The organism is Hyphomicrobium sp. 2TAF46 (genome assembly GCF_052114865.1).
GTDB lineage: Bacteria > Pseudomonadota > Alphaproteobacteria > Rhizobiales > Hyphomicrobiaceae > Hyphomicrobium_B.
The window spans coordinates 62,399-81,844 of sequence record NZ_JBFRFO010000010.1; the positions used below are offsets into that span (position 1 = coordinate 62,399).

The following is a 19,446-nucleotide window of genomic DNA, read 5'->3' on the forward strand; positions in this document are numbered from 1 at the left end:
CCGGCACCAACAACGACTGCACGGGCAGCCGAATCCGATACATATACGACGTCGGGATAGCGGCCCACCTCAACATAAGCGGCCTCGTCCCTTCGAACCGGGGGAGGAAAGCTGTGCTGTCACGCCGCCATTTCTGCTGCAGCGGAGCGATCGCTGCGAGTTTGCTCACTGCCGAGAGGGCCTTCGCCGCCGACCAGTGCGAAGCATTTACGAAAGCCAGTCAGTCCGCGATAACCCCGGATGAAGCTTTGGCGAAGCTCAAAGAGGGTAACGAGCGCTTCGTTTCCGGCCGGTTGCTCAATTGCGATCTCATGGCGCAAGTCCGCACCACCGCAAATGGACAGTACCCCGCCACCGTCATAATTGGCTGCATCGACTCCCGCGTGCCGCCGGAACTGGTCTTTGATCAACGCATCGGCGATGTCTTCAGTGCCCGCGTTGCCGGCAACATCATCAACGACGACATCATCGGCAGCTCCGAGTTCGCGACTAAGATCGCGGGAGCCAAGCTCATCGTCGTGCTCGGCCACAGCGAATGCGGCGCGGTAAAGGGCGCAATCGACGGCGCCGAACTTGGCATGTTGACCGGCCTCCTCGCCAAGATCAGGCCCGCGGTAGAAGCGAACAAGGAAGCTCCGGGCGAGCAGACCGCAAAGAACGGCGCTTTCGTACAGGATGTGGCGGTTACGAACGCCAGGCTCGGCGCGGAAATTCTGACAAAGAAGAGCAGCGTGCTCTCCGATCTCGTCGCCGAAGGAAAGCTGAAGATCGTACCGGCGATGCACGACATTGCCACAGGCCGCGTCACGTTCCTCGACTGATCCGGCGTCCCGGCCCGCATGGCCCCGACCCGCTTTGCCGCCGGCACTGCGGGTCGGCAACTGATCGCAGACCAAACGACTTCAAGGTCAGTGCTAAGTCCTAGCAGGAATACCGCGCCCTCGCCCACATGCCGCTGCTGGCGTAATATCACCGGTGAAGATATCCGCAGCAGAGGTTCTCGCGATGCCAAAGGTACTCATTACCGGAACGTCGTCCGGCTTCGGACTTGTGACAACCGTCGAGCTTGCGAAACGCGGCTGGGATGTCGTTGCCACGATGCGCGATGTCGAGAAGCGAAAGAAACTCGAACGCGAATTGGAAGCCGCGGGCGTCAGCGCGAAGGTTCGCATCGGCCAGCTCGATGTAACAGATCCCGTATCGATCGACCGCGCGGTCGCAGACCTCGATCTTCCCCAAAATCCCCTCGATGCGGTCATCCATAATGCCGGTGTCGCAGTCGGCGGCGTATTCGAGGATCTCGACGAAGCCCACATCCGCCGAGTGATGGAGGTCAACTATTTCGGAGTGCTGGCGCTGACAAAGCGCCTGCTGCCGGCCTTCCGCGCCCAGAAGCGGGGCCGCATTGTCATCATGTCCAGCGAGGCCGCCTTCGCGGGCCTGCCCGCCAACTCACCTTACACCGCCTCCAAATGGGCCATCGAAGGATGGGCGGAAGCGTTTGCCTACGAGGTGGAACATTTCAACATAGATATCATCTTGATCGAGCCCGGCGCCTACCTCACGGACATCTGGCAAAACTCACCGCGCGTGTTGCCGAAGACCAGCGCCTATTACCCGCTAATACGCCACCTTGAGCCTACGGTCGAAGCCCATGTCGAAAAATTCGGGCGCGATCCGAACGAGGTGGCGAAGGCCGTCGCGAATGTTCTCGAGTCCCCGCGTCCCCGGTTCCGGAATGCGGTCGGTCCGACCGCCAAATTCATGCACCTCACGCGCGGCAAACTGCCAAGCACCGTCATCCGCAAAATCTTTGGCCGGGTTTTCTCATTGAATAAGGTGCGCTGGTAATCGGCGATGGAAGTGGCGGGCAACAATTCGGACGACCGTCATCCGCCAGGCGCACGATCGCAGCCCGCGGCGAGCAGGCTGCGATCGTGTGAAGCAACTGAAGCTTACTGCTTGTGTTCCCGCTTGTACTGCTCGATGTCGGCCTGCGTGACCTCGTTCGACTTTCCGAGCGCCTGGATGCAGCCGTCTGTCAGCATCTTCCGGTGCTCGCGCATGCACTGTCTCGCCGGTTCCGTGCCAACTTTATGCTGGCTGCAATAGGCTGCGAAATCCGAAGAGCACGCATCCTTGACGGCTTGACTGACCGCGAAAGCACAACCCGACGACAAGGCAAGCGTCATCGCCGCCAGAATTGCGACCTTCTGCATATTGATCATCCTTCAATGGTATTCCCCTGCAGCAACGCAAATGACGTGACCTTGTTCCGCGGTCAAGAGCGATAAGCAGAAACGCAACAGAGCAAGTGCGATTGTGAAAGTGAACTCGCGAGCCTCGTCACGATGTGCGAACCAATCGTGCACGTCAGACGACATCACCGACATGGGAGGTTGCGCTGAAGATCGCGACCAAAATAGGCTCTCCCCACAGAAGGAAGACTGCGCGTTAGACACACAGCGAGCACTCTGATCGAAATTTATACGAATAAAAATTTCACTCGCTTTCGCGCGCCGAGCCGACGCGGCTTTATTTCAAGCGCAGCTTGCGATCCGTCATATCCACGACATCTGCCGCCGGCGGGCGCGGCGAGACCTGATTGCGTCCGTTGCGTTTCGCCGCATAAAGAGCCGAGTCCGCAGCCGAAATGATGACGCCGACGCGGATCTCGCGGCTCACGATGGCCGACGCCACGCCCATGCTCACTGTAACGACCTCGCCGAGCGCCAGCGCCGGATGCGGAATGGCCGCATCCTCTATTGCCCGCCGGATGCGTTCGGAGATTCTGATAGCCGTCGTGAGATCGACGCCGCGCAGGACAAGGATGAATTCCTCGCCGCCAAATCGGAACGCCGCATCGACATGATCCCGAAGTTCACTCTGAATGATGCCCGCGACACGTTTGAGACAGACGTCGCCCGCTTGATGCCCCGCCGTGTCGTTGAACGCCTTGAAGTGATCGATATCGAGCAGAACGATCGCCAGTTCCTGCCCGACAGCCTTGCTCTGATTGCACCCCTCGATCACCTCGTCGAGCGAGCGGCGATTGCGAAGCCCAGTCAACGGATCACGGCGGCTTTCGACGTCGAGATCGCGCCGTTGCAAACGACCGCGCAGAGACAGCAGGAAATTCATCCGCATCTCGCGTTCCAGCACGTACGACGCGAAAATCGACAGGATGACGGCACAGCCGAAGACGGCATTCGCCGAAACCTGAAATTCGAAGGGATAGGCCGGTAGCATTGCCAAGCCTACGGCGTGCACCGCGAAGCATGCAAGGCAGGCCGCCGCGCCGTACCAGAAGCGGACACGCTGCACCATCGTGATAAAAAGCAGGATGAGAATAATGACCTGGTGTTGAGCGTCATGGTGTGGACCATGGCCTATCAGCATCAGATAGAGGCTGCTGCCCGCTCCAAGAATGACGGCGCCCGCCGCCGCCAGAAATTCGCGTACCCCGACCGGCGGATTTAAGTAGAGAGCCACAATCACAAGCAATCCGATGGGCGTGATGATGCCGAGACGCAGCCAGAGCGCCGAATGAAAAGTATCGGGCGCGGCCAACCAGTCGGCTATCAAAAACAGATTGTAAAGCACGAGGCCAAACAGACCGCCGGCCGCAAGCTGCCGGGATCGCTCGGCGCCAACCTCGCGTTCGAATGCCGCTTCGAGCCGCCGGGGAAACTTCAGCAGCGGAAAGCCGGATTCGATCGTCCACTCGACGATCGTCGAGTCGATGCCGGCCGGTATTGTTTCGACGGTCACGGGTTCCATCATACCCACTTTTGCTCAGTCCACGTCGTGAGCAAAAGCAACGTTAAGGCCTGGCATCTTAATAGGAGGTACACAGGGCACATCCACGAATGCCATCCGAATTCGTCGGATATGAAAGTTTCGTAAGAACCGCATCGATGTTGATGAGCGTTCAAAACGATGTCCATCACAACGATCAGAAAATATCGTTGTTTTTCCGGACCCTGAAGCGGCACAAATTCACGAAACACTGCCGTTCATCGGCTCCGTGTGGTTTACAAAAACTCCACACCACATCCGAAGCGTGCAGCGAATTTTTCGAAGAATGCTTGCAGGAAGCTTAAAGTTCTTCCTGAACGATCCTCTTCTTAAAATCCGCACCGCTTGGCTGAGCGAATTTCCGCGTTCCGCCACCGGGCTTGACGAAGAGAAGAAGAAGCCCCGCCACGAGGATCATCCCGCTCGCGGCCTGGAAGGTCGCGCTGAACGGAACGTCCTGCTCTTTCAATCGTCCCCCGACGTAGGTCATGACGCCACCGGCCGTCGTCCCCGCAAAATTCAACAGCCCATACGCCGTCGCCCGGAGGCGAAAATCGACGACCGTGCAGGCCGCCGGCATGAGGTTCGCGTCGAGAAAGCCCTGGGACATGCCCGCAACGACGATGCAGCCGAGAACGACCGGAACGTATTCGACGGCTCCCATGACGAACAGACAAGGTGAAGCGATGATAAATCCGATGGCCGGCACCAGTGCACGCGCTCGCACGTTCCAGCCGGCCCACCAATCCGAGACACTGCTCGCGATCAGCATTCCGAGAAACGCCGCGCCATTGAACGTCATCGGGCCATAGACACCGGCCCATGCCGGCTCGACACCAAGCTCCGCCCGGAAGAACTCCGCGAGCCAATTCCGGACCGGCCAATAGGCAGCGCCGTCAAGAACGTTCATCGCCAGCAGCAACAGAAATCCCGGCACGAAGAAGAGTGGCGCGAAGGTCGCGCTCCCCGGCGCGTGCGCATCGATATCCTCGGGAGCCGCCGTCGAACCCTCGGCCTCCACCCGAGATGGAAAGATAATCATCAGCAGCAGGGCATAGGCGACGCCGATCCCGCCGATAAGGAGGAAAACCGCGCGCCAGCCGAAGGCTTCCGCCATGAAGCCACCAAGACCGCCGAGCACCGATCCCGCGTAAACCCCGCTCAAATGCAAACCCGTTGCCCGGCTGCGCGTCGCACCGCGATGATATTCGACGATCAACGCGACGGCCGCAGGCATATAGAAGGCCTCGCTGACGCCGAGGGTTGCCCGCGCCAGAAGCATGCCTTCGAAAGAGGTGACGAGACCGCTTGCAATAGTGGCGGCCGACCAGACGACGAGGCTGGTCAGGATGACCTTCTTCTTGCCCACGCGATCGGCAACATAACCGGCAATCGGCGAACAGAAGCCGTAGACCCAGAGAAAGACCGACGACAGCAGGCCGAATTTCTCGTCGCCGAGACGAAGGTCGGCCTTGATCGGCCCGGGCATCGTAACGACGAGTTGCCGGTCGAGGTAATTGAGCAGCGCGACAGCCCACAGCAAGCCGACAATCGTCCACGCCACGCGGCCCGCTTTTGCTGTCATTTCCAGTCGCGCCCCAAACCCCGTCGCGACTTACGCTGAAGCGCGCCTCACCGCAACCGGTAGCAATTGTGGAAGACGCGCGGGGATCGCGTGACGTCGTAACCGGCAAGGCATTGGACGAGATAATTTTCGTTGGGCTTCTTGAACAGGATGAAAGTCGAGCGATTGTCGGAGTTGCTGGCATAGCCAGCTATCTGCCAGCCGGATTTCATCAGCTCTTCGATAGACCCAGCTGACTCATCGGAAATCGCATCGGCGTCGGAGGCAGTGGTGAAAGCGACCGGCGAGATGAGAAGTCCCACCATGAAAACAGCATGCGCCCGAGTCAGCATCGCACAGTCTCCCAGCCACGAGAGTTCACCCGCCGGACGGAAGCGTCACGCTTGAACGCCGTCTCCGGCCACTCGATGGTACCATATTGAAGCCGAGTAATCCCGCGATCGTAGCCTGCCATGGAACCAGCAGGACGGCGCCGCCATCGTAATAGTTCGTCGCCGGCAACAGCAAACCGAGTAAGGCTCCGGCGACGACGATGCTCCCGAAAGCGAGCTTTCCTCTTAACGACGGCACGGCGATAGCCGCCCCAGCCCAGGTGATGGCTGCCCCAACGGCGCCCGCAACGAAGCCCGCGGAATATCCTTTGAGAAAACCCGGCATCGCCTCCGGATACCAGCCTCCATCGATCTGGATAGCAACGTTGACCGCTGCTTCCCACGCAACCCACGTCGTCAGAACGACCGTGACCGCGCTCGCCGCAGAAGCATGTCCAAATCGCCAAACCCCGTAGCCGGCGACCAAGCCGAACCATACGCCGGTCAGAACGAGATAGAGGCCGGGTTGCGGCGCCGAGCCGTAACTGCCGCCAACGAGCTGGCTGCCGAGCACCGCCGAAAATAATCCGCAGACGGCAAGAAAAGAGGCCGGATGACGAAGAAGCGCTGACATCGAGTGCCCTCACGGCGATGACATCGGATCGAACTAAAGCGCGGCATGGTGACTGGAGAATGGTCGAGAAAAGGCAGTCCCCGTCCATTCAGCCAACTTGGTAACCGGGGAACAACCTTAATCGACTAGACGTTAGGCGCCTGCATGCATTCATTCGTACCCACCACAGTCACCCACACCGGGAGAAGACCAATGAAAGTCGCCGCTCTTGGAATATGCATTGCCGCATTGATGCTCGGAGCCTGCCGTCGCGAGACACCGGAATACACACCGATGAAGCTCGGTGGCCCCGCATCGGCCGCTCAAGACACCACGCAGCGCTAATCGCATCGTTCCGACAGTTCAGCATCAATAGATTGCGCAGTGCAGCGCCGGCGCCACTCGATCAGAGCGTCGTCGACGCTGCTTCACTTTGGCTATTGAGACCGAACCTGAGTCGAACATAGCCTTGGCACAACGTCAGAAGAAGACTTCCGAGGTCACGCACAAGTTGGGATCGGACGGCAGATAAGCTGCTGCATCGAACGATTTGGAGCGATCATGACGGAAAAGACTGACGCCATCTTTGCCATTGCCCTCCTCATCCTGACGATTGTCGGTTTGGCCATCTCCTCGGTCGCGCACGCCGAAGAGGCATGCTCCCTCGCAACATATCTTCGCTGATCAAATCTTATTGCGGCGCGTGCTGAGTGCCAGAGCGCAATGCCCGCTCGCTCGCGGAGCGGTCGCGGATATCAGTCGTAGATATACGTGACCATGAAGGTGCGGTCGGCGAGGTTCGAACCGGCCGGCGGTATCGGGTAGCTCGTCTGCTTGGCTGCGAACACGACGTCCTGATTGAGTGACGAATCCTTCGCACCAGAGAGCAACTTGACCTCGACGACATTGCCCGATTCCGAAAGCAGAATTCGCACCGTCACGCGGCCCAGCGCGTTGGTAAGCTGCGGCATCGTCTGTTGCAGGGCACGGATCACGGCCCGCGCGAAAGCGTCATTGAGGCCGGATCGCGTAATGCCGGGCGGCCGCTGAAAAGCAGCTCCACCTCCGCCGCCGAACGACGGCGCCGCCGGCGCCGAAAGATCGAGAGCCGCGAGATTCTTCTTTTGCGCCTTCGCCGGCGGCTTGGGCGCTGGCTTGGCAGCCTTCTTCGTCTCCGGCTTGGTTTCGTGTTTGGTCTCGGGCTTAGCCTCCGGATTTGGCTTCGGCTTATCCTGGCTCTGCATCTTCGAAGGATCTTGATCCTGAAGCGAGAACAGATCAGGAGGATTGCTGTCGGGACTCGTGTCGTCGAGCTTGGCGACTTCCTGTTGCGGTTTCACCGGGTCGGGCTCCGCCGTTTCCTCCGGGACGTCAGGAGGCGTCGGAGGCTGCGGCTTCTCTTGGGCTTGCGGCGGCGGAGGAGGCGTTTCCGGCTGTGGTTGCTGCTTGGCCTCTTCCGGCTTCGGCGTCGGCACAGGCTGGGGCGGCGGCTTCGCCTCCTGCACTGGCGCCATCGGACCGGGAGGCGGCGTCACGGGCTCATCGGCCATGGCGCGGTTTTTGAGATCGGCTTCCGTCACCAGCGAAACGCTGATCGCGTCGTTAGCCCCAGATTCGCTGCCTAGGCGCTTTGCATTGCCGTTCGAGACGGCGCTTATGAAAAACGAGGCGTGCAATATCGCTGCACAGGCCAGCGCGATGTAGAAATTCCGCTCGCGCTTAGACGTGCCCGCGCCCCATTGCGCGAAGCCTGCAATAGAAAGACCAGCCGTTTGCCCCACGTCTTCGGCAGTCATGTTTCTTTCGTTCGATCCCAACGGTAACAGCTTGCTTTTCTTGCCCCGGCCCGAACCAGAGATGATAGTTGATCGGCAAAAAAACGCCGAGATGGCATGTAAGCGATTATGTGTGATGCGCCCTGAGGTCGCGGGAAAAAGACCAATGCATTCAAACTAGGCGATTCGCCGAACCCCATGGTTGAAGCTCTCATGTCATGAAGGCGCCCATGCCCAGCAAAAAGAAGGAGCCCACCGGAAAAATCCGCGCCGGCATCGGCGGTTGGACATTCGAGCCCTGGCGCGGCGTGTTCTACCCCGACGGCCTCCCCCATGTAAAAGAGCTGGAATACGCCAGCCACCATCTTGCCACGATTGAGGTCAACGGCACCTACTATCGGACGCAGAAGCCGTCGACATTTGCGAGCTGGGCCAAGGAAAGTCCCGATAATTTTGTCTTTTCCTTGAAGGGGCCGCGCTACACGACGAACCGCCGAGTCCTTGCCGAGGCAGGAGAGTCGATCGCACGATTTATCGATTCCGGCATAACCGAACTCGGATCAAAGCTCGGCCCCCTGCTCTGGCAATTCGCGCCGACGAAGAAGTTCGACGCAGACGACTTCGGCGCCTTCCTCGATCTGCTGCCCTCGGAGGCCGGCAGCCATCGCTTGCAACATGTGGTTGAGCCACGTCACCCGTCATTCTGCACGCCCGAGTTCGTGGAGCTTGTACGGAAGAAATCGGTCGCCATCGTCTTCGCCGATCACGCGACTTACCCTGCGATCGCCGACGTCACGAGCGACTTCGTCTACGCACGGCTGCAGACCGGAGACGACAACATCCCGACGGCGTACAAGCCGAAGGCGCTCGACCAATGGGCCGAACGCGCAAAGGCCTGGGCCTCTGGGGGCACACCGGGTGACCTTCCGATAATCGATAAAGGCGCGAAACCCGCGCATTCGCCGCGCGATGTTTTCGTTTTCTTCATTCACGAAGGCAAAGTACGCGCCCCGGCTGCCGCCATGGCATTTCAGAAACGCGTCTCGCCAGCAGACAAAGTCGGAAAGCCCGACGCCTAATTCCTGATCGCCATCAGTCGTTCCTCAAGGAACAGGCAACACCATCACCCTCTGGCCATCTATGGCGCACGCAGCAGCTACCGCTGACGCCATATCCGGCCAGGAAACTTCCGATGCTCAGCAACTTCGAAGTCGCTCTGAACTCGTTTTCGTTGGTACTGTTGCCTCTCGCGCTTTACTCGCTCGCGCATGGCTCGCCACCGCCTAAAAATTCTTGGGTGACGTCGTACTTTGAAGCCGAGAAATACCTTAACCCCACCGGCAACATCATGCTCCTGGCGCTATGCGGAGCCAATCTCACCACGCTGGCTATGAATTTCGGTTTTATCCCGCAGACGAGTCCGGATTTCGACGGACTGGTAGCCATGCCCTTCATGATCCTGGCGATCGTTTATTTGGGTCTCTGGATCCGAGCGATAAAGAAAGTTCACCGGCGCGAACCCAAAGACACAAACATATAACGAGGAAGAAATTCGGCCGGCGCTACTTCTTCGGCGCCTCTTCGTCGAGATTGAGACAAACGGAATTGATGCAATAGCGCTTCCCGCTCTCGGTCGGACCATCGTCGAAAACGTGGCCGAGATGCGATCCGCAGCGCGCGCACGTTATCTCCGTGCGAACCATGCCGTGCGACGTGTCCGAATGATATTCGACGGCACCGGGAAGCGCCTCGTCGAACGAGGGCCACCCCGTTCCGGAATCGAATTTCGCATCCGATGAAAACAGCGGGTTCCCGCAGGCAGCGCACGTGAACGTGCCGTCGCTGTCAACCTCGAGATATTCGCCCGTGAACGGCCGCTCCGTGCCCTTCTCGCGCAGCACGCGATATTGCTCAGGCGTCAATCGCTTGCGCCACTCGGACTCGTCCACCGGCATCAATTTCTTTTCCATGCGCCTTATATCCGCCAACCGTTGCTGAGCTTCAAGAGCATACGCTCAGGCGCGGGCAAGCGTTACCGGCGGGCGCGCCAGTCGGGCCTGCGGTGATAGAGGGGCCTCGGCGGAGGCGGCCGCACGTAGCAGGGTTGCGGGGGATAGCAGCCGCTCGGCCATCCCCACCGGTCCATCAGATCCGCGCCGTTGGGCGTCAGACTCCCCGCCCGGTATTCCGCACGAGCATGCTCAACGTCGAATATCGAGTCCCCGCTGGCGGCTGCATGCGAGAGCATCACCGGCAGCAACAACGCCATCGCGATACGCAGTGCGGTCCTCATAGCCCACCATTGTCCTGAGATGTTCCTCAGCCCGAGTATCTACCGCGCCCTACTAAGCCCCGCCACGACAAGCAGGAACTTGGTGAGGAACTTCTTTCGACCGGCCGAACAACTCGATAAATCATCAAAAGCAGCATAAGCGGCGGGCACTTAAGGGACGGCCCAATGCCTCGCCATTGCCACGTTACAGGAGCGAATCTGGTAAACAGGGAGAATAAATCCGGGGCTCCGTGGCGATCGCCGTGCCCCTTCGCCGAAACAATGAGGAGCACATCATGTCGGACCGGACCCAACTCGCTATTGGCCGCAATTCGATATCCGTACCTCGCATAACGAAAAGGCTCGTCGAAGCCGTCATTGCAACAGGACTGACATCCCTGGTCGCATTCGCCATTCTGGTCCTGAACATCGTGCTGACGGGACGCGGCGGATGGCTCGAAGGCTTCGACGTATGGCGCGCCTTCATGCGTCAGCCCGCAATCCTTGGAACGATGTTTCTGACAGCGCTTGTGACAGTGCTGTTCCTCAGCTGGCAGCGGGATCGCCTGACGAAGCGCTGATCCCTGTCACACCAATCAGATAAATAAAAAACGGCGAGATCAAAATCTCGCCGTTTCCGTTTTCAGGAGCGTGACCGGAACGCAGCTTAGCTTTTCAGCGAGGCGTTGCACTGACTGTAATAGCCGCCGCCTTTTTGGATCCACTTGAGGCCAGCGTTGCCGTTGTTTGCCTTGTTGGCCCTATATTGATCGAGGCAGGTGTGCATGCGGGCCTTACCTGCCGTTTCCTTGGAATACTTCGGATCGATGGCTTTCGGGAAAATGGCCCCGCTGGTGGAAGGCGCAGCGGTTTCGCTCTTGGCCGCAGGCTTTTGCTCGGTGGTGGCCGGCGCGGCCGCTTCCGCTCCTGCGCATTCCTTCTTCCGGAATTCATTCCACGTCTCGCCGTTCAAAGTGCCGGCAGACTTCGCTGCCTGGTACTTCACGCTGCATTCTTTGGTCGAAAGTGCAAAGCTCGGCCCGGCGTCGACGGCAGCAAACGCCGCAAACACCACAGCCGATACCAGAAAGCGTGAGGTCATCTGAAGTCTCCTTGGACGGCGATGAATAAACCGGCCCATAACAAATCCATATCCCTGCCCGGCAGCAAGCACAAAGAAAGTGTACGAGCCGCCGGCGGTGCGGCTACGATATAAGCTTTCGTCGGTGCTGCGAAAATGCGGATTCGGGTCTACTTACTAAAAAGTATAGGCATGGCGTGCACTTTCGGACAAAGGAGGCGGGTCAACTCCGTTCCAAACACCGTTGGATTGCCGATACAATCAGCTTGGAGGAAACAATGCGCCTTGGGCGTCACAAGACCCTGGGATCCATATTCGGTGCAATTGCCATAAGTGTGAGCTGGGGTGCGGCCGCGGCCGAAACTCCGGAGGACATCGTCGCCACCACACGCGCCGCCGTTACGACCGCCCGCCTGACGCCTCGGGACACCGGCTCCCGCTACGGCCAAGCCTTGGGGGCCGTCGAACTCTGCACCGGCGCAAAGGTCACGGGCAAAGCCTCGGCGCTCCCCGTCCTCTACACGGGCACAGAACTCGACGAGTTCAATGCGCAGCAAAAGAAGATCTACGATGCCTGGATCAGGGTGAAGCACTGCGTCCGCGAGGATGACCCGAACCAGTGCAAGGTCATTGTTGACGAAAGCTGCGCGGCAGCCCTGACCGAAATCGGGCCCAAGGGAACGGCCTTCCCCGGATTATTGGAATTTTCGCGGCCGTAGGGATCTATCGCCCAACTATCGTCTGAAGAGCAGCGCGGCACTCTCGATAACGGCCCAAAGGATGAGGGCAGCCCCCAATACCGGGAACGTGATTTTCCCGAGCCCTGCGGTCGCGATCAGGCTGGACAGCAAGGGGCCAAGATCGAACCTGAACGCCGCGCAAGCACCCCTGGCGGCGTCATTGATCTCGCAGCCGGCGACGAGCGCCATGAGCGCCGCCGCCGTGATGCCGGCGAACGGCACCAACGCTAGCACCATCGAAAATGCCGTCATAAACCAGCGAAAGCGGTAAACCACGCGTCTTCCCAACGACCAAAGGAAGGTTTCTCGAACCCTTCCTACCTTGATCGCTCGAGGACATATTGTGCACCCCCTTGCCCGATCGAGGTTAACGCCCGACGCGGACCGTCTTCTATATCGTCCCTATTGATCAAAGAGATTTCGCGCCTTAAGGCCTGCTAGCGAACGCGGGCAGGAAAAAATGGCCGATTTATCATCGCTGACAGTGGGACTGGAGGGCTCGGCAAGCGCCCTTGTCACCGACGAACGCCTCGCGACGAAGGTCGGCAGCGGGAATGTCCCCGTTTTTGCAAGCCCGATGCTTATAGCTGTAATGGAAGCGGCCGCGGTCGATTGCCTCGACGGGCATCTGCCGGAGAATTACCAGAGCCTGGGCGTCCAGCTCAACGTAGCGCATACTGCGCCCACTCCGATCGGCTTCACCGTGACGGCCAAGGCCACATTGAAAGAGGTCAACGGACGCAAGCTGACGTTTGATGTCACCGCAAGCGACGGCATCGAACAGATCGGATCGGGCGTGCACACGCGCATTGTCGTCGACACGCCTCGTTTCATGGCACGGCTGGCCGCCAAATCTCTGCCACGACGTTAGGGGAAGCCTGCAGCATTCGTCTCGGCTCATGCGATTCGATTTGAGTGCGCCGTAAGGCAACATCACCGGAGTTACAGGCTAATGCGATTGTTGCCAGCTCTCTTTGTCCTCGCCGCGTCACTGGCCACCGCCGGAGCCGCCGCAGCAGCCGGGCCCTGCACCACGAAGGATTTTGCAGTCGCGATCGACCAGTCGGGAGCGAGCCTCAGAGCACTGACACTCGAAGCGCAGCCCAAGCTTCAAGAACGCATGCAGCGCTACCGGGCGGCTCTCAAGCTCAGCGATACCGCCTACGAAGATGAAGCGCTCGATGCAATCCAAGATTCGACGCTCGAGGAACTCGACAAGAAAAGCAGCGCTCTGCTCTTCCGGGTCGATTCACTCGGCCGTGTACCCGAGGGCGTAGAGCCCGATTGCGCCAAGCTCGATGAATTGCGTGCCGCAGCAGATGAACTCAACGGGGTCATCAAGAGCAAATCCGACCACATGCTGAAGCGTCTCGACGAGAGAATCGCCGAGGCCGAAAAGAACGCCAAGCCGTCGAAGCCTGTCGCATCGGCGGCGCCCGCAAAGACCGCTTCACCACCCGCAGCCGAACCCGCCGCTCAGGACTCGGCCCAGAATCCGGCGCCGAGCGTGCCGAAGACCAAAAAGACCGCGCCATCCGAAGTGACGAAAGCACCTCTCCCGCCGGCAGAAGGCTGGGCAGCGAGCACAAAGCACGATGATGCGGGCTCCCCGCCCGTCATCGCAATGAAGGAGCCGGATCAGGGTTCGCAGCCGTTCCCGCCTCCACCGCCCGCGGGACTGCCCCCGCCCGACCAGGGCTATACGATCGATGAAATCCGCAATGCGACGCAGGGCTTCTTCGGGACGGTCTCCACCAACCTGGCGAGCGTCATCGAGCACGCATTCAAGCAGTTCGGACGTCCGACAGCCTACGTGCTGGGGATAGAAGGCGGCGGCGCCTTCCTGGCGGGACTCCGCTTCGGCCAGGGCAACCTCTTCATGCGTTCGCAACCCGGCGTGAGAAAAGTCTATTGGCACGGACCTTCCCTCGGCACCGACTTCGGCGCATCGGGATCGCGCACGCTTTTCCTCATCTACAATATGGATGATCCGTCGGCTCTTTATCGCAATTTCACCGGCATAGATGGCTCGGCGTATTTCGTCGGGGGTGTCGGACTGACGGTTCTCAAGGGCGGCCCGGTCGTCATGGCGCCAATCCGTTCCGGCGTCGGAATGCGTCTCGGCGCCAACGTCGGCTATCTCGGCTTCACGGAAAAGCCGACCTGGAATCCGTTCTGATAGCCAGCCCGGAATTCGCACATGAAAAAGGCCCGGGAATACCGGGCCTTTCTTTTGAGGAAATGTGATCTTCAAGCGAAACGGTTACGCCGCTCAATAGGCATATCCATATGTGTTGTAATATTTCTTCGGCCGGGGCGGGACCTTATAGACGTAGTCGCCGTTCTTGCGCCGGTAGACCTTGGTCGGCACGCCGTCGATCATGACGTAGCTGTACGCTTTTTGATCTTTCTTTTTGAGCGGCCGGGTATCGTAAGCGGAATCTGCGCTTCCCCAACCGCCCCAAAACCAATTGCTCTGCCCGCTGCTTGCATAATCTTCCTGCCGGCGCTCATCACGCTCCCGCCGGCTTGCAACGGCGCCATCGTGCCAGTTCGGACGACCATGAACACTGACCCGCGTCATCTGCAGCCCGTGATGCTGCACGAGATTGTAGAAGGTCTTCGCATTCGCAGGTGAGAGCCGGATGCAGCCGTGTGAGGCCGGTCTGCCAAGCGCAGCCAGATGATACGTCCCATGCACTGCGACACCGCCATTGATGAAGACCGCATGCGGCATCGGCGCGTTATCGTATTTGCGCGAGTACCACATCTTGGACGTCCATTCCGGACGGAAATTACCTGTCGGCGTCGGATACTGAGACGTGCCCGATGAGATCGCCCAGCTGTAACGCGGCTCGCCGTTGACGGAAACGGACATCGTCTGACGGCTCAAATCGATCGTTGCCGTCAGCGTCGGTGGCGGCAGCGGTTTCGGTTTGGCGGCAACCGGCGCCGGTTCCTGTTTTGCAGCTTCTGGAGCGCTCTTTTCGGGAGCGGATTGGCTCGCGTCCCCGAAGAATGTCGTCGTACCCGACTGGGTCTCGGTCGTGGTGGACCCTGCCTTGGTTTCGCTGTCGGACGGCGCGGCGAGCACCGAAACCGACTGAACGGCAGCGAAAATCGCCGCCAACGCAAATGCCCGCAACATTAGATCTCCCTACGCAATACGCGACTGCTTTCTTCCTGCCACGATAATATCCAGAAAGATGCTGAACTGTTAAGAAAATGGCGAATGAATCGCGGCCGGAGATGCCCTCCCATTCAGATAGATTACAAAATCGTTTCTTATATCGCCGTGAGCATTTCCCCTAATGCTCAGACTTAGTCCGTAACGGTTTGAATGCACTCTTTTAATTAGGAATGCTTTTCCCCTTTTGAAGAGATCTTTATTTCGTCATACGCCTCGAGAGCGCGACCTCGGGCGTGGCTATGATCGACAATCGGCCTCGGATATGACTTTCCGAGCACAACTCCAGACTGTGCCAATTCCTCAGCGCTGACCTTCCACGGTGCATGAATTGTCTTCGCAGGTAATCTCTGAAGTTCGGGGACCCACTTTCGAACGTATTCCCCGCTCGGATCGAATTTCTCGCCCTGCAATATGGGATTGAAAATCCGGAAATATGGCGCTGCATCCGCGCCGCAACCGGCGACCCACTGCCAGCTCGCGGAATTGTTCGCGAGGTCGCCATCGACAAGCGTATCCCAAAACCACGCTTCCCCCTCGGTCCAGGGGATGAGCAAGTGCTTGATGAGAAACGATGCCGCAATCATTCGCGCCCGGTTGTGCATATAGCCGGTTGCCCACAATTCCCGCATCCCGGCATCGACGATCGGATAGCCGGTTTTTCCGCGCTGCCATGCCTTGAGATGCGCCGGTTCCTCACGCCAGGGAAATTCCGCAAACTCCGGCTTGAGCGGCTGCTCCGGCAATTTCGGAAACTCTACGAGCAGGGAATATGAAAACTCGCGCCATGCGAGCTCGCGCATGAACGTCTCGATCGATTGATCGGCAGCACCCTTCCCCCTTGCGGCGTCGGCGGCTGCGCGCCAGCAGGTTGCAGGCGAAATCTCCCCGAACGCGAGATGCGGCGACAGACGCGAAGTGCCCTCCCTATCGAGCCGGTCGCGATCTTCCCTGTATGCCGCGAGGTGCTTTTTGAACTTCGTCAGCCGCGCACGCGCCCCGCTCTCTCCAGGCTGCCAAGTCTCATCGAGACCGTGTGACCAGTCGGGCTTGACCGGCAAGAGTTCCCAATCGCGAAGATCGTCCGATTTCGGATGTCTCGACGGTGGGTTTATTTGGTCCGGCGCAGCCGAAGCGCTATGCAGTTTCAGGTCTTTGACGAATGCACGCCAGAACGGCGTGAAAACCTGATAGGCGCCATTCGAACTCGTTCGCACATCTTCGGGTTCGCGGATGAGCCGGCCGCCGTATCGCTTGAACGCGACGCCCATCTCGTCGAAATGCAGTTTCAGCTGCCCTTCGAGCGCGACGGCCCAGGGCTCGTAGCTCCGTGTAAAATAAATTGCTTTTGCGCCGGTCTCCCGGACAACCCGCGGCAGTTCGCGATGGATGGGACCGCGACGGAGGGTCAGCCGGCCGCCACGGGCGGAAATATCGTGGCCAAACGCATCCAAGCTTTTCGCCAACCACCACCGCGACGCGCCGCCAAGCGCCCACGGCCCCGGCGTTTCATCGTCGAGAACGTAAAGCGGAATGACCGGCGATCCGGATGCAATAGCAGCGGTCAACGCCGAATGATCGCGCAGGCGAAAGTCATTGCGAAACCAGACAATGACCGGCGCGCTACCCATTCAACCGCGCAATATCTTTAGGATCGACGTCACGAGCATCAGTTCCCGAACAAGAGATCGAATATCGTCTTGGGCTTCGATCGCCGTTGCGGAGCGTCGCCCGCGCCTGTCCCATACGGCCGTTTCTGTCCGACAGCCGCGACATTGACCGGACGAAGCTGATATTGGTCGGTTGCCCCGTCGACGCTCGCGACGAGAAGGCTGTCACCGTCCCATGTCCAGGTCGCGACCCGATTACCCTGCTTATGCGGTTCGATCGCGATGACCTTCGCCGAAGGAATATCGATGATCGCGGCAAGCTCGGCGTCCTCGAAGCTTCCGCCCTTCACCGGCACGCGGCCGCCCGAAAAGTGCAAGATACCGTAGTTCGCATAGGGCGGTGCTTTGACTTCCCAATCCAGCAGTTTCGGCAAACCTTCGCCGGTCATCTCCAGCGGAACCCGGATCTGCGGATATTCATCGCTCGTCGCGGCGTAGTCCTTGCCCCGCTGCACGACATGCCATTTGCCGAAATCGAGCGACGGCACCGCCTTGTCGTCCGCGTCGTCAACTGGCGCGCCGAGCCGCTTCAGGGCATCGGCTGCGAAACGCCAGCTCGGCCGCAACTGCAGAACGCGGCGGAGATCCGTGATGGCTGTATCGGCCTGACCGGTCGCTTCCTCGATTTCCCCGCGTGCCCAAAGCGCCTCCGGCGCGTTCGCATCGAGCTTGATTGCCGTTTGCACGTCCTTGGCGCCGATATCCGGCTGGCCGCTCTGCTTGTAGACGAAAGCCCGAAACGCAAACGCGGCGGGAGAACGCGGATCGAGTTCGATCGCGCGATTGAGATCCGCATAGGCGTCGTCCGCCGCTTCTGCAACGCCGTTGGCAAGGCCGCGGCCCGCATATGCGGCACTCGATTTGCCGTCGAGTTCGATGGCGCGGGAGAAATCCTTGATCGCGGATGCAGTGTTGCCGTCGAGCAGATACGCATAGCCGCGCACGACATAGAGTTCACTGTTGCCAACGTCGAACGCGACGGCGCGCGAAAGATCTTCGATCGCCTCTTCGCGTTGGCCCACCGCCATCCGCGCTTCGGCGCGATTGCGATAAGCAGAGGCGAAACGCGCATCTGCATTCACAGCGCGCGAAAAATCGCGGATCGCCGCATGCGGCTTGCCGACGGTGAGGTAGGCGAGTCCCCGGCCCGAAAGCGGTGGCGCGCTTGCAGGCATCAACTCGATCGCTTTGGTGAAATCGAGGATGGCATCGCGCGTTTTGCCGGCCTTCATTTTTGCGTTGCCGCGGTTCGAATAGGCAGCGGCGTAACCCGGCGCCAGGACGATGGCGCGATCGAAATCCTTCGTCGCCTCACCATACTGCCCGAGCGCCAAAAGCAAGTTGCCACGATTGTTGTAGGCAACCGGATACTCCGGAAAAAGTTCGACGGCCCGGTTGTAATCTTCGAGCGCGAGCTTCGTTTCGCCGAGTCGCACGTTCGCGACACCGCGATCGTTGAGGATCGTTGCGCGCCTGTCGTTGGCGAGCCCCGTGTCCTTCAGCGCTTCCGAATAAGTTGCAACAGCTTTTGCGACGTCGCCGCGAACGAGTTGAGCCGCACCTTCCTCGACCTGCGACGGTATCGAGACGCCATCTGCTGCAAACGCCGGTACCAGCGCAAACGACGAGGCGAAAGCCAGAGAAACCGCCGCTGCGTGAAAGCCCCTTGTCATTATCTGAGCAGAATCCTTTTGGGTGGTCTCGAACCGCGATTCACATCTTACACAACCTAGGGTGCCATTGTGACCCTCGGGCGGGCAACGGCCAAATCCGGCAGCGGCTCTCCGTCCAGTTGACGCATACGTAAAAGCTGCCTTACGAGGCAGTAAGACTTGCTCCGGAGACCCTCGTCATGAACCTTTGGCTTAGGCTTATATGGGTTCTGCTGACGGCCAAGGGCCGTGGTCACCTCGACGTGCCGCGCGAATCATCCGCGCTCGCGTTTCGCGTCTGGCCGCACGATCTCGACATCTCCATCCACATGAACAACGGCCGTTATCTGACGCTGATGGACCTCGGACGCCTGGATTTCATGGTGCGCTCTGGCCTGTGGCGCGAAGTTTTGCGCCATCGCTGGACGCCCATTGCGAGCGCCGTCACCATTCGATTTCAGCGCGAACTGCGAACCTTCCAAAAATTTCGGCTCGAAACACGTCTCCTTTGCTGGGATGCAGCTCTCGTCGTGATGGAGCAGACCTTCGTCATCGACGGCGGCGTGCGCGACGGACAGGCGGCAGCGCGCGCCCTGTTCAAGGGCGGCCTCTACGACCGGAAAGAAAAAAAGTTCGTCGAGATTTCCCGGTTGATGGCCCTCCTTGGGGTCTCCGAAGTCAGCCCTCCTTCGACGCCGGAAGTCGCAGCGTTCTTGCACGCCGATGATCAACTGAAGCAGGCTGGCCGGGTTTCGACCTAGA

At 59.6% G+C, this 19,446-nt stretch carries 24 protein-coding genes; 11 read left to right on the plus strand and 13 right to left on the minus strand.

The window, feature by feature from the left end; all coding sequences use genetic code 11:
- Positions 1-113: 113 nt before the first annotated feature.
- Complete coding sequence (locus AB4Z24_RS19315) at positions 114-821, plus strand: carbonic anhydrase family protein (protein ID WP_441710771.1); 708 nt, start codon at positions 114-116, stop codon at positions 819-821.
- A gap of 184 nt (positions 822-1,005) precedes the next feature.
- Complete coding sequence (locus AB4Z24_RS19320; protein WP_441710773.1) at positions 1,006-1,851, plus strand: SDR family NAD(P)-dependent oxidoreductase; 846 nt, start codon at positions 1,006-1,008, stop codon at positions 1,849-1,851.
- Between the two features lie 104 nt (positions 1,852-1,955).
- Here AB4Z24_RS19320 and AB4Z24_RS19325 read toward each other — a convergent pair whose 3' ends face one another.
- From AB4Z24_RS19325 to AB4Z24_RS19345, 5 genes are all read right to left on the minus strand, one after another.
- Complete coding sequence (locus AB4Z24_RS19325) at positions 1,956-2,219, minus strand: hypothetical protein (RefSeq protein WP_441710775.1); 264 nt, start codon at positions 2,217-2,219, stop codon at positions 1,956-1,958.
- Between the two features lie 316 nt (positions 2,220-2,535).
- Positions 2,536-3,780, minus strand: a complete 1,245-nt coding sequence (locus tag AB4Z24_RS19330; protein ID WP_441710949.1) for a diguanylate cyclase — start codon at positions 3,778-3,780, stop codon at positions 2,536-2,538.
- A 319-nt stretch (positions 3,781-4,099) separates the two neighbouring features.
- On the minus strand, positions 4,100-5,383 hold the full coding sequence (locus AB4Z24_RS19335; protein WP_441710777.1) for an MFS transporter: 1,284 nt from the start codon (positions 5,381-5,383) through the stop codon (positions 4,100-4,102).
- A 47-nt stretch (positions 5,384-5,430) separates the two neighbouring features.
- Complete coding sequence (locus AB4Z24_RS19340) at positions 5,431-5,715, minus strand: hypothetical protein (protein ID WP_441710779.1); 285 nt, start codon at positions 5,713-5,715, stop codon at positions 5,431-5,433.
- A 25-nt stretch (positions 5,716-5,740) separates the two neighbouring features.
- Positions 5,741-6,328 carry a hypothetical protein gene (locus tag AB4Z24_RS19345; protein WP_441710780.1) on the minus strand — a complete coding sequence of 196 codons (588 nt, stop codon included), beginning with the start codon at positions 6,326-6,328 and terminating at the stop codon, positions 5,741-5,743.
- 192 nt (positions 6,329-6,520) lie between these two features.
- Between AB4Z24_RS19345 and AB4Z24_RS19350 the strand changes: the two genes are divergently transcribed.
- Together AB4Z24_RS19350 and AB4Z24_RS19355 are read left to right on the plus strand one after the other, a co-directional pair.
- On the plus strand, positions 6,521-6,652 hold the full coding sequence (locus tag AB4Z24_RS19350; protein ID WP_290992506.1) for a hypothetical protein: 132 nt from the start codon (positions 6,521-6,523) through the stop codon (positions 6,650-6,652).
- A gap of 216 nt (positions 6,653-6,868) precedes the next feature.
- The gene (locus tag AB4Z24_RS19355) at positions 6,869-6,991 is read left to right on the plus strand and encodes a hypothetical protein (protein WP_441710782.1); all 123 of its coding nucleotides are present in this window, start codon (positions 6,869-6,871) and stop codon (positions 6,989-6,991) included.
- Positions 6,992-7,062: 71 nt separating this feature from the next.
- Here the strand turns inward: AB4Z24_RS19355 and AB4Z24_RS19360 are convergent, their stop codons facing one another.
- Positions 7,063-8,103, minus strand: coding sequence for an energy transducer TonB family protein (locus tag AB4Z24_RS19360; protein ID WP_441710784.1), 1,041 nt, complete (start codon positions 8,101-8,103; stop codon positions 7,063-7,065).
- Positions 8,104-8,312: 209 nt separating this feature from the next.
- On the opposite strand from AB4Z24_RS19360, the gene AB4Z24_RS19365 reads away from it, so the two are divergent.
- Together AB4Z24_RS19365 and AB4Z24_RS19370 are read left to right on the plus strand one after the other, a co-directional pair.
- Positions 8,313-9,161, plus strand: a complete 849-nt coding sequence (locus AB4Z24_RS19365) for a DUF72 domain-containing protein (RefSeq protein ID WP_441710786.1) — start codon at positions 8,313-8,315, stop codon at positions 9,159-9,161.
- Positions 9,162-9,274: 113 nt separating this feature from the next.
- Positions 9,275-9,622, plus strand: coding sequence for a hypothetical protein (locus tag AB4Z24_RS19370; RefSeq protein ID WP_441710788.1), 348 nt, complete (start codon positions 9,275-9,277; stop codon positions 9,620-9,622).
- A 22-nt stretch (positions 9,623-9,644) separates the two neighbouring features.
- Here AB4Z24_RS19370 and msrB read toward each other — a convergent pair whose 3' ends face one another.
- Entirely contained in the window at positions 9,645-10,052 is a 408-nt protein-coding gene (gene msrB, locus AB4Z24_RS19375; protein WP_441710790.1) for a peptide-methionine (R)-S-oxide reductase MsrB, read from the minus strand.
- A 62-nt stretch (positions 10,053-10,114) separates the two neighbouring features.
- Positions 10,115-10,375 carry a hypothetical protein gene (locus AB4Z24_RS19380; RefSeq protein ID WP_441710791.1) on the minus strand — a complete coding sequence of 87 codons (261 nt, stop codon included), beginning with the start codon at positions 10,373-10,375 and terminating at the stop codon, positions 10,115-10,117.
- A gap of 275 nt (positions 10,376-10,650) precedes the next feature.
- Between AB4Z24_RS19380 and AB4Z24_RS19385 the strand changes: the two genes are divergently transcribed.
- The gene (locus AB4Z24_RS19385) at positions 10,651-10,935 is read left to right on the plus strand and encodes a hypothetical protein (protein WP_441710793.1); all 285 of its coding nucleotides are present in this window, start codon (positions 10,651-10,653) and stop codon (positions 10,933-10,935) included.
- 86 nt (positions 10,936-11,021) lie between these two features.
- Here the strand turns inward: AB4Z24_RS19385 and AB4Z24_RS19390 are convergent, their stop codons facing one another.
- A complete protein-coding gene (locus AB4Z24_RS19390) occupies positions 11,022-11,456 on the minus strand; it encodes a hypothetical protein (RefSeq protein WP_441710794.1) in 435 nt (144 codons plus the stop codon).
- A gap of 257 nt (positions 11,457-11,713) precedes the next feature.
- Between AB4Z24_RS19390 and AB4Z24_RS19395 the strand changes: the two genes are divergently transcribed.
- Entirely contained in the window at positions 11,714-12,154 is a 441-nt protein-coding gene (locus AB4Z24_RS19395) for a hypothetical protein (RefSeq protein WP_441710796.1), read from the plus strand.
- A gap of 15 nt (positions 12,155-12,169) precedes the next feature.
- Here the strand turns inward: AB4Z24_RS19395 and AB4Z24_RS19400 are convergent, their stop codons facing one another.
- Positions 12,170-12,451 (minus strand): hypothetical protein, encoded by a 282-nt coding sequence (locus AB4Z24_RS19400; RefSeq protein WP_441710798.1) that lies wholly within the window; start codon positions 12,449-12,451, stop codon positions 12,170-12,172.
- A 184-nt stretch (positions 12,452-12,635) separates the two neighbouring features.
- Here AB4Z24_RS19400 and AB4Z24_RS19405 point away from each other — a divergent pair, with 184 nt between their 5' ends.
- Both AB4Z24_RS19405 and AB4Z24_RS19410 read left to right on the plus strand, forming a co-directional pair.
- Complete coding sequence (locus AB4Z24_RS19405) at positions 12,636-13,046, plus strand: thioesterase family protein (protein WP_441710800.1); 411 nt, start codon at positions 12,636-12,638, stop codon at positions 13,044-13,046.
- An 81-nt stretch (positions 13,047-13,127) separates the two neighbouring features.
- Entirely contained in the window at positions 13,128-14,354 is a 1,227-nt protein-coding gene (locus tag AB4Z24_RS19410) for a DUF1134 domain-containing protein (RefSeq protein ID WP_441710801.1), read from the plus strand.
- A gap of 93 nt (positions 14,355-14,447) precedes the next feature.
- On the opposite strand, the gene AB4Z24_RS19415 is transcribed toward AB4Z24_RS19410, so the two are convergent.
- The 3 genes from AB4Z24_RS19415 to AB4Z24_RS19425 all read right to left on the minus strand — a co-directional run bounded on the left by AB4Z24_RS19415 (position 14,448) and on the right by AB4Z24_RS19425 (position 18,705).
- Complete coding sequence (locus tag AB4Z24_RS19415) at positions 14,448-15,323, minus strand: L,D-transpeptidase (RefSeq protein WP_441710802.1); 876 nt, start codon at positions 15,321-15,323, stop codon at positions 14,448-14,450.
- Between the two features lie 206 nt (positions 15,324-15,529).
- Positions 15,530-16,993: a cryptochrome/photolyase family protein gene (locus AB4Z24_RS19420; protein ID WP_441710804.1), complete on the minus strand. Its 1,464-nt coding sequence runs from the start codon at positions 16,991-16,993 to the stop codon at positions 15,530-15,532.
- A gap of 38 nt (positions 16,994-17,031) precedes the next feature.
- Positions 17,032-18,705, minus strand: a complete 1,674-nt coding sequence (locus tag AB4Z24_RS19425; protein ID WP_441710806.1) for a tetratricopeptide repeat protein — start codon at positions 18,703-18,705, stop codon at positions 17,032-17,034.
- 179 nt (positions 18,706-18,884) lie between these two features.
- Here AB4Z24_RS19425 and AB4Z24_RS19430 point away from each other — a divergent pair, with 179 nt between their 5' ends.
- On the plus strand, positions 18,885-19,445 hold the full coding sequence (locus AB4Z24_RS19430; protein ID WP_441710808.1) for a thioesterase family protein: 561 nt from the start codon (positions 18,885-18,887) through the stop codon (positions 19,443-19,445).
- The last annotated feature ends 1 nt before the right edge of the window (position 19,446 follow it).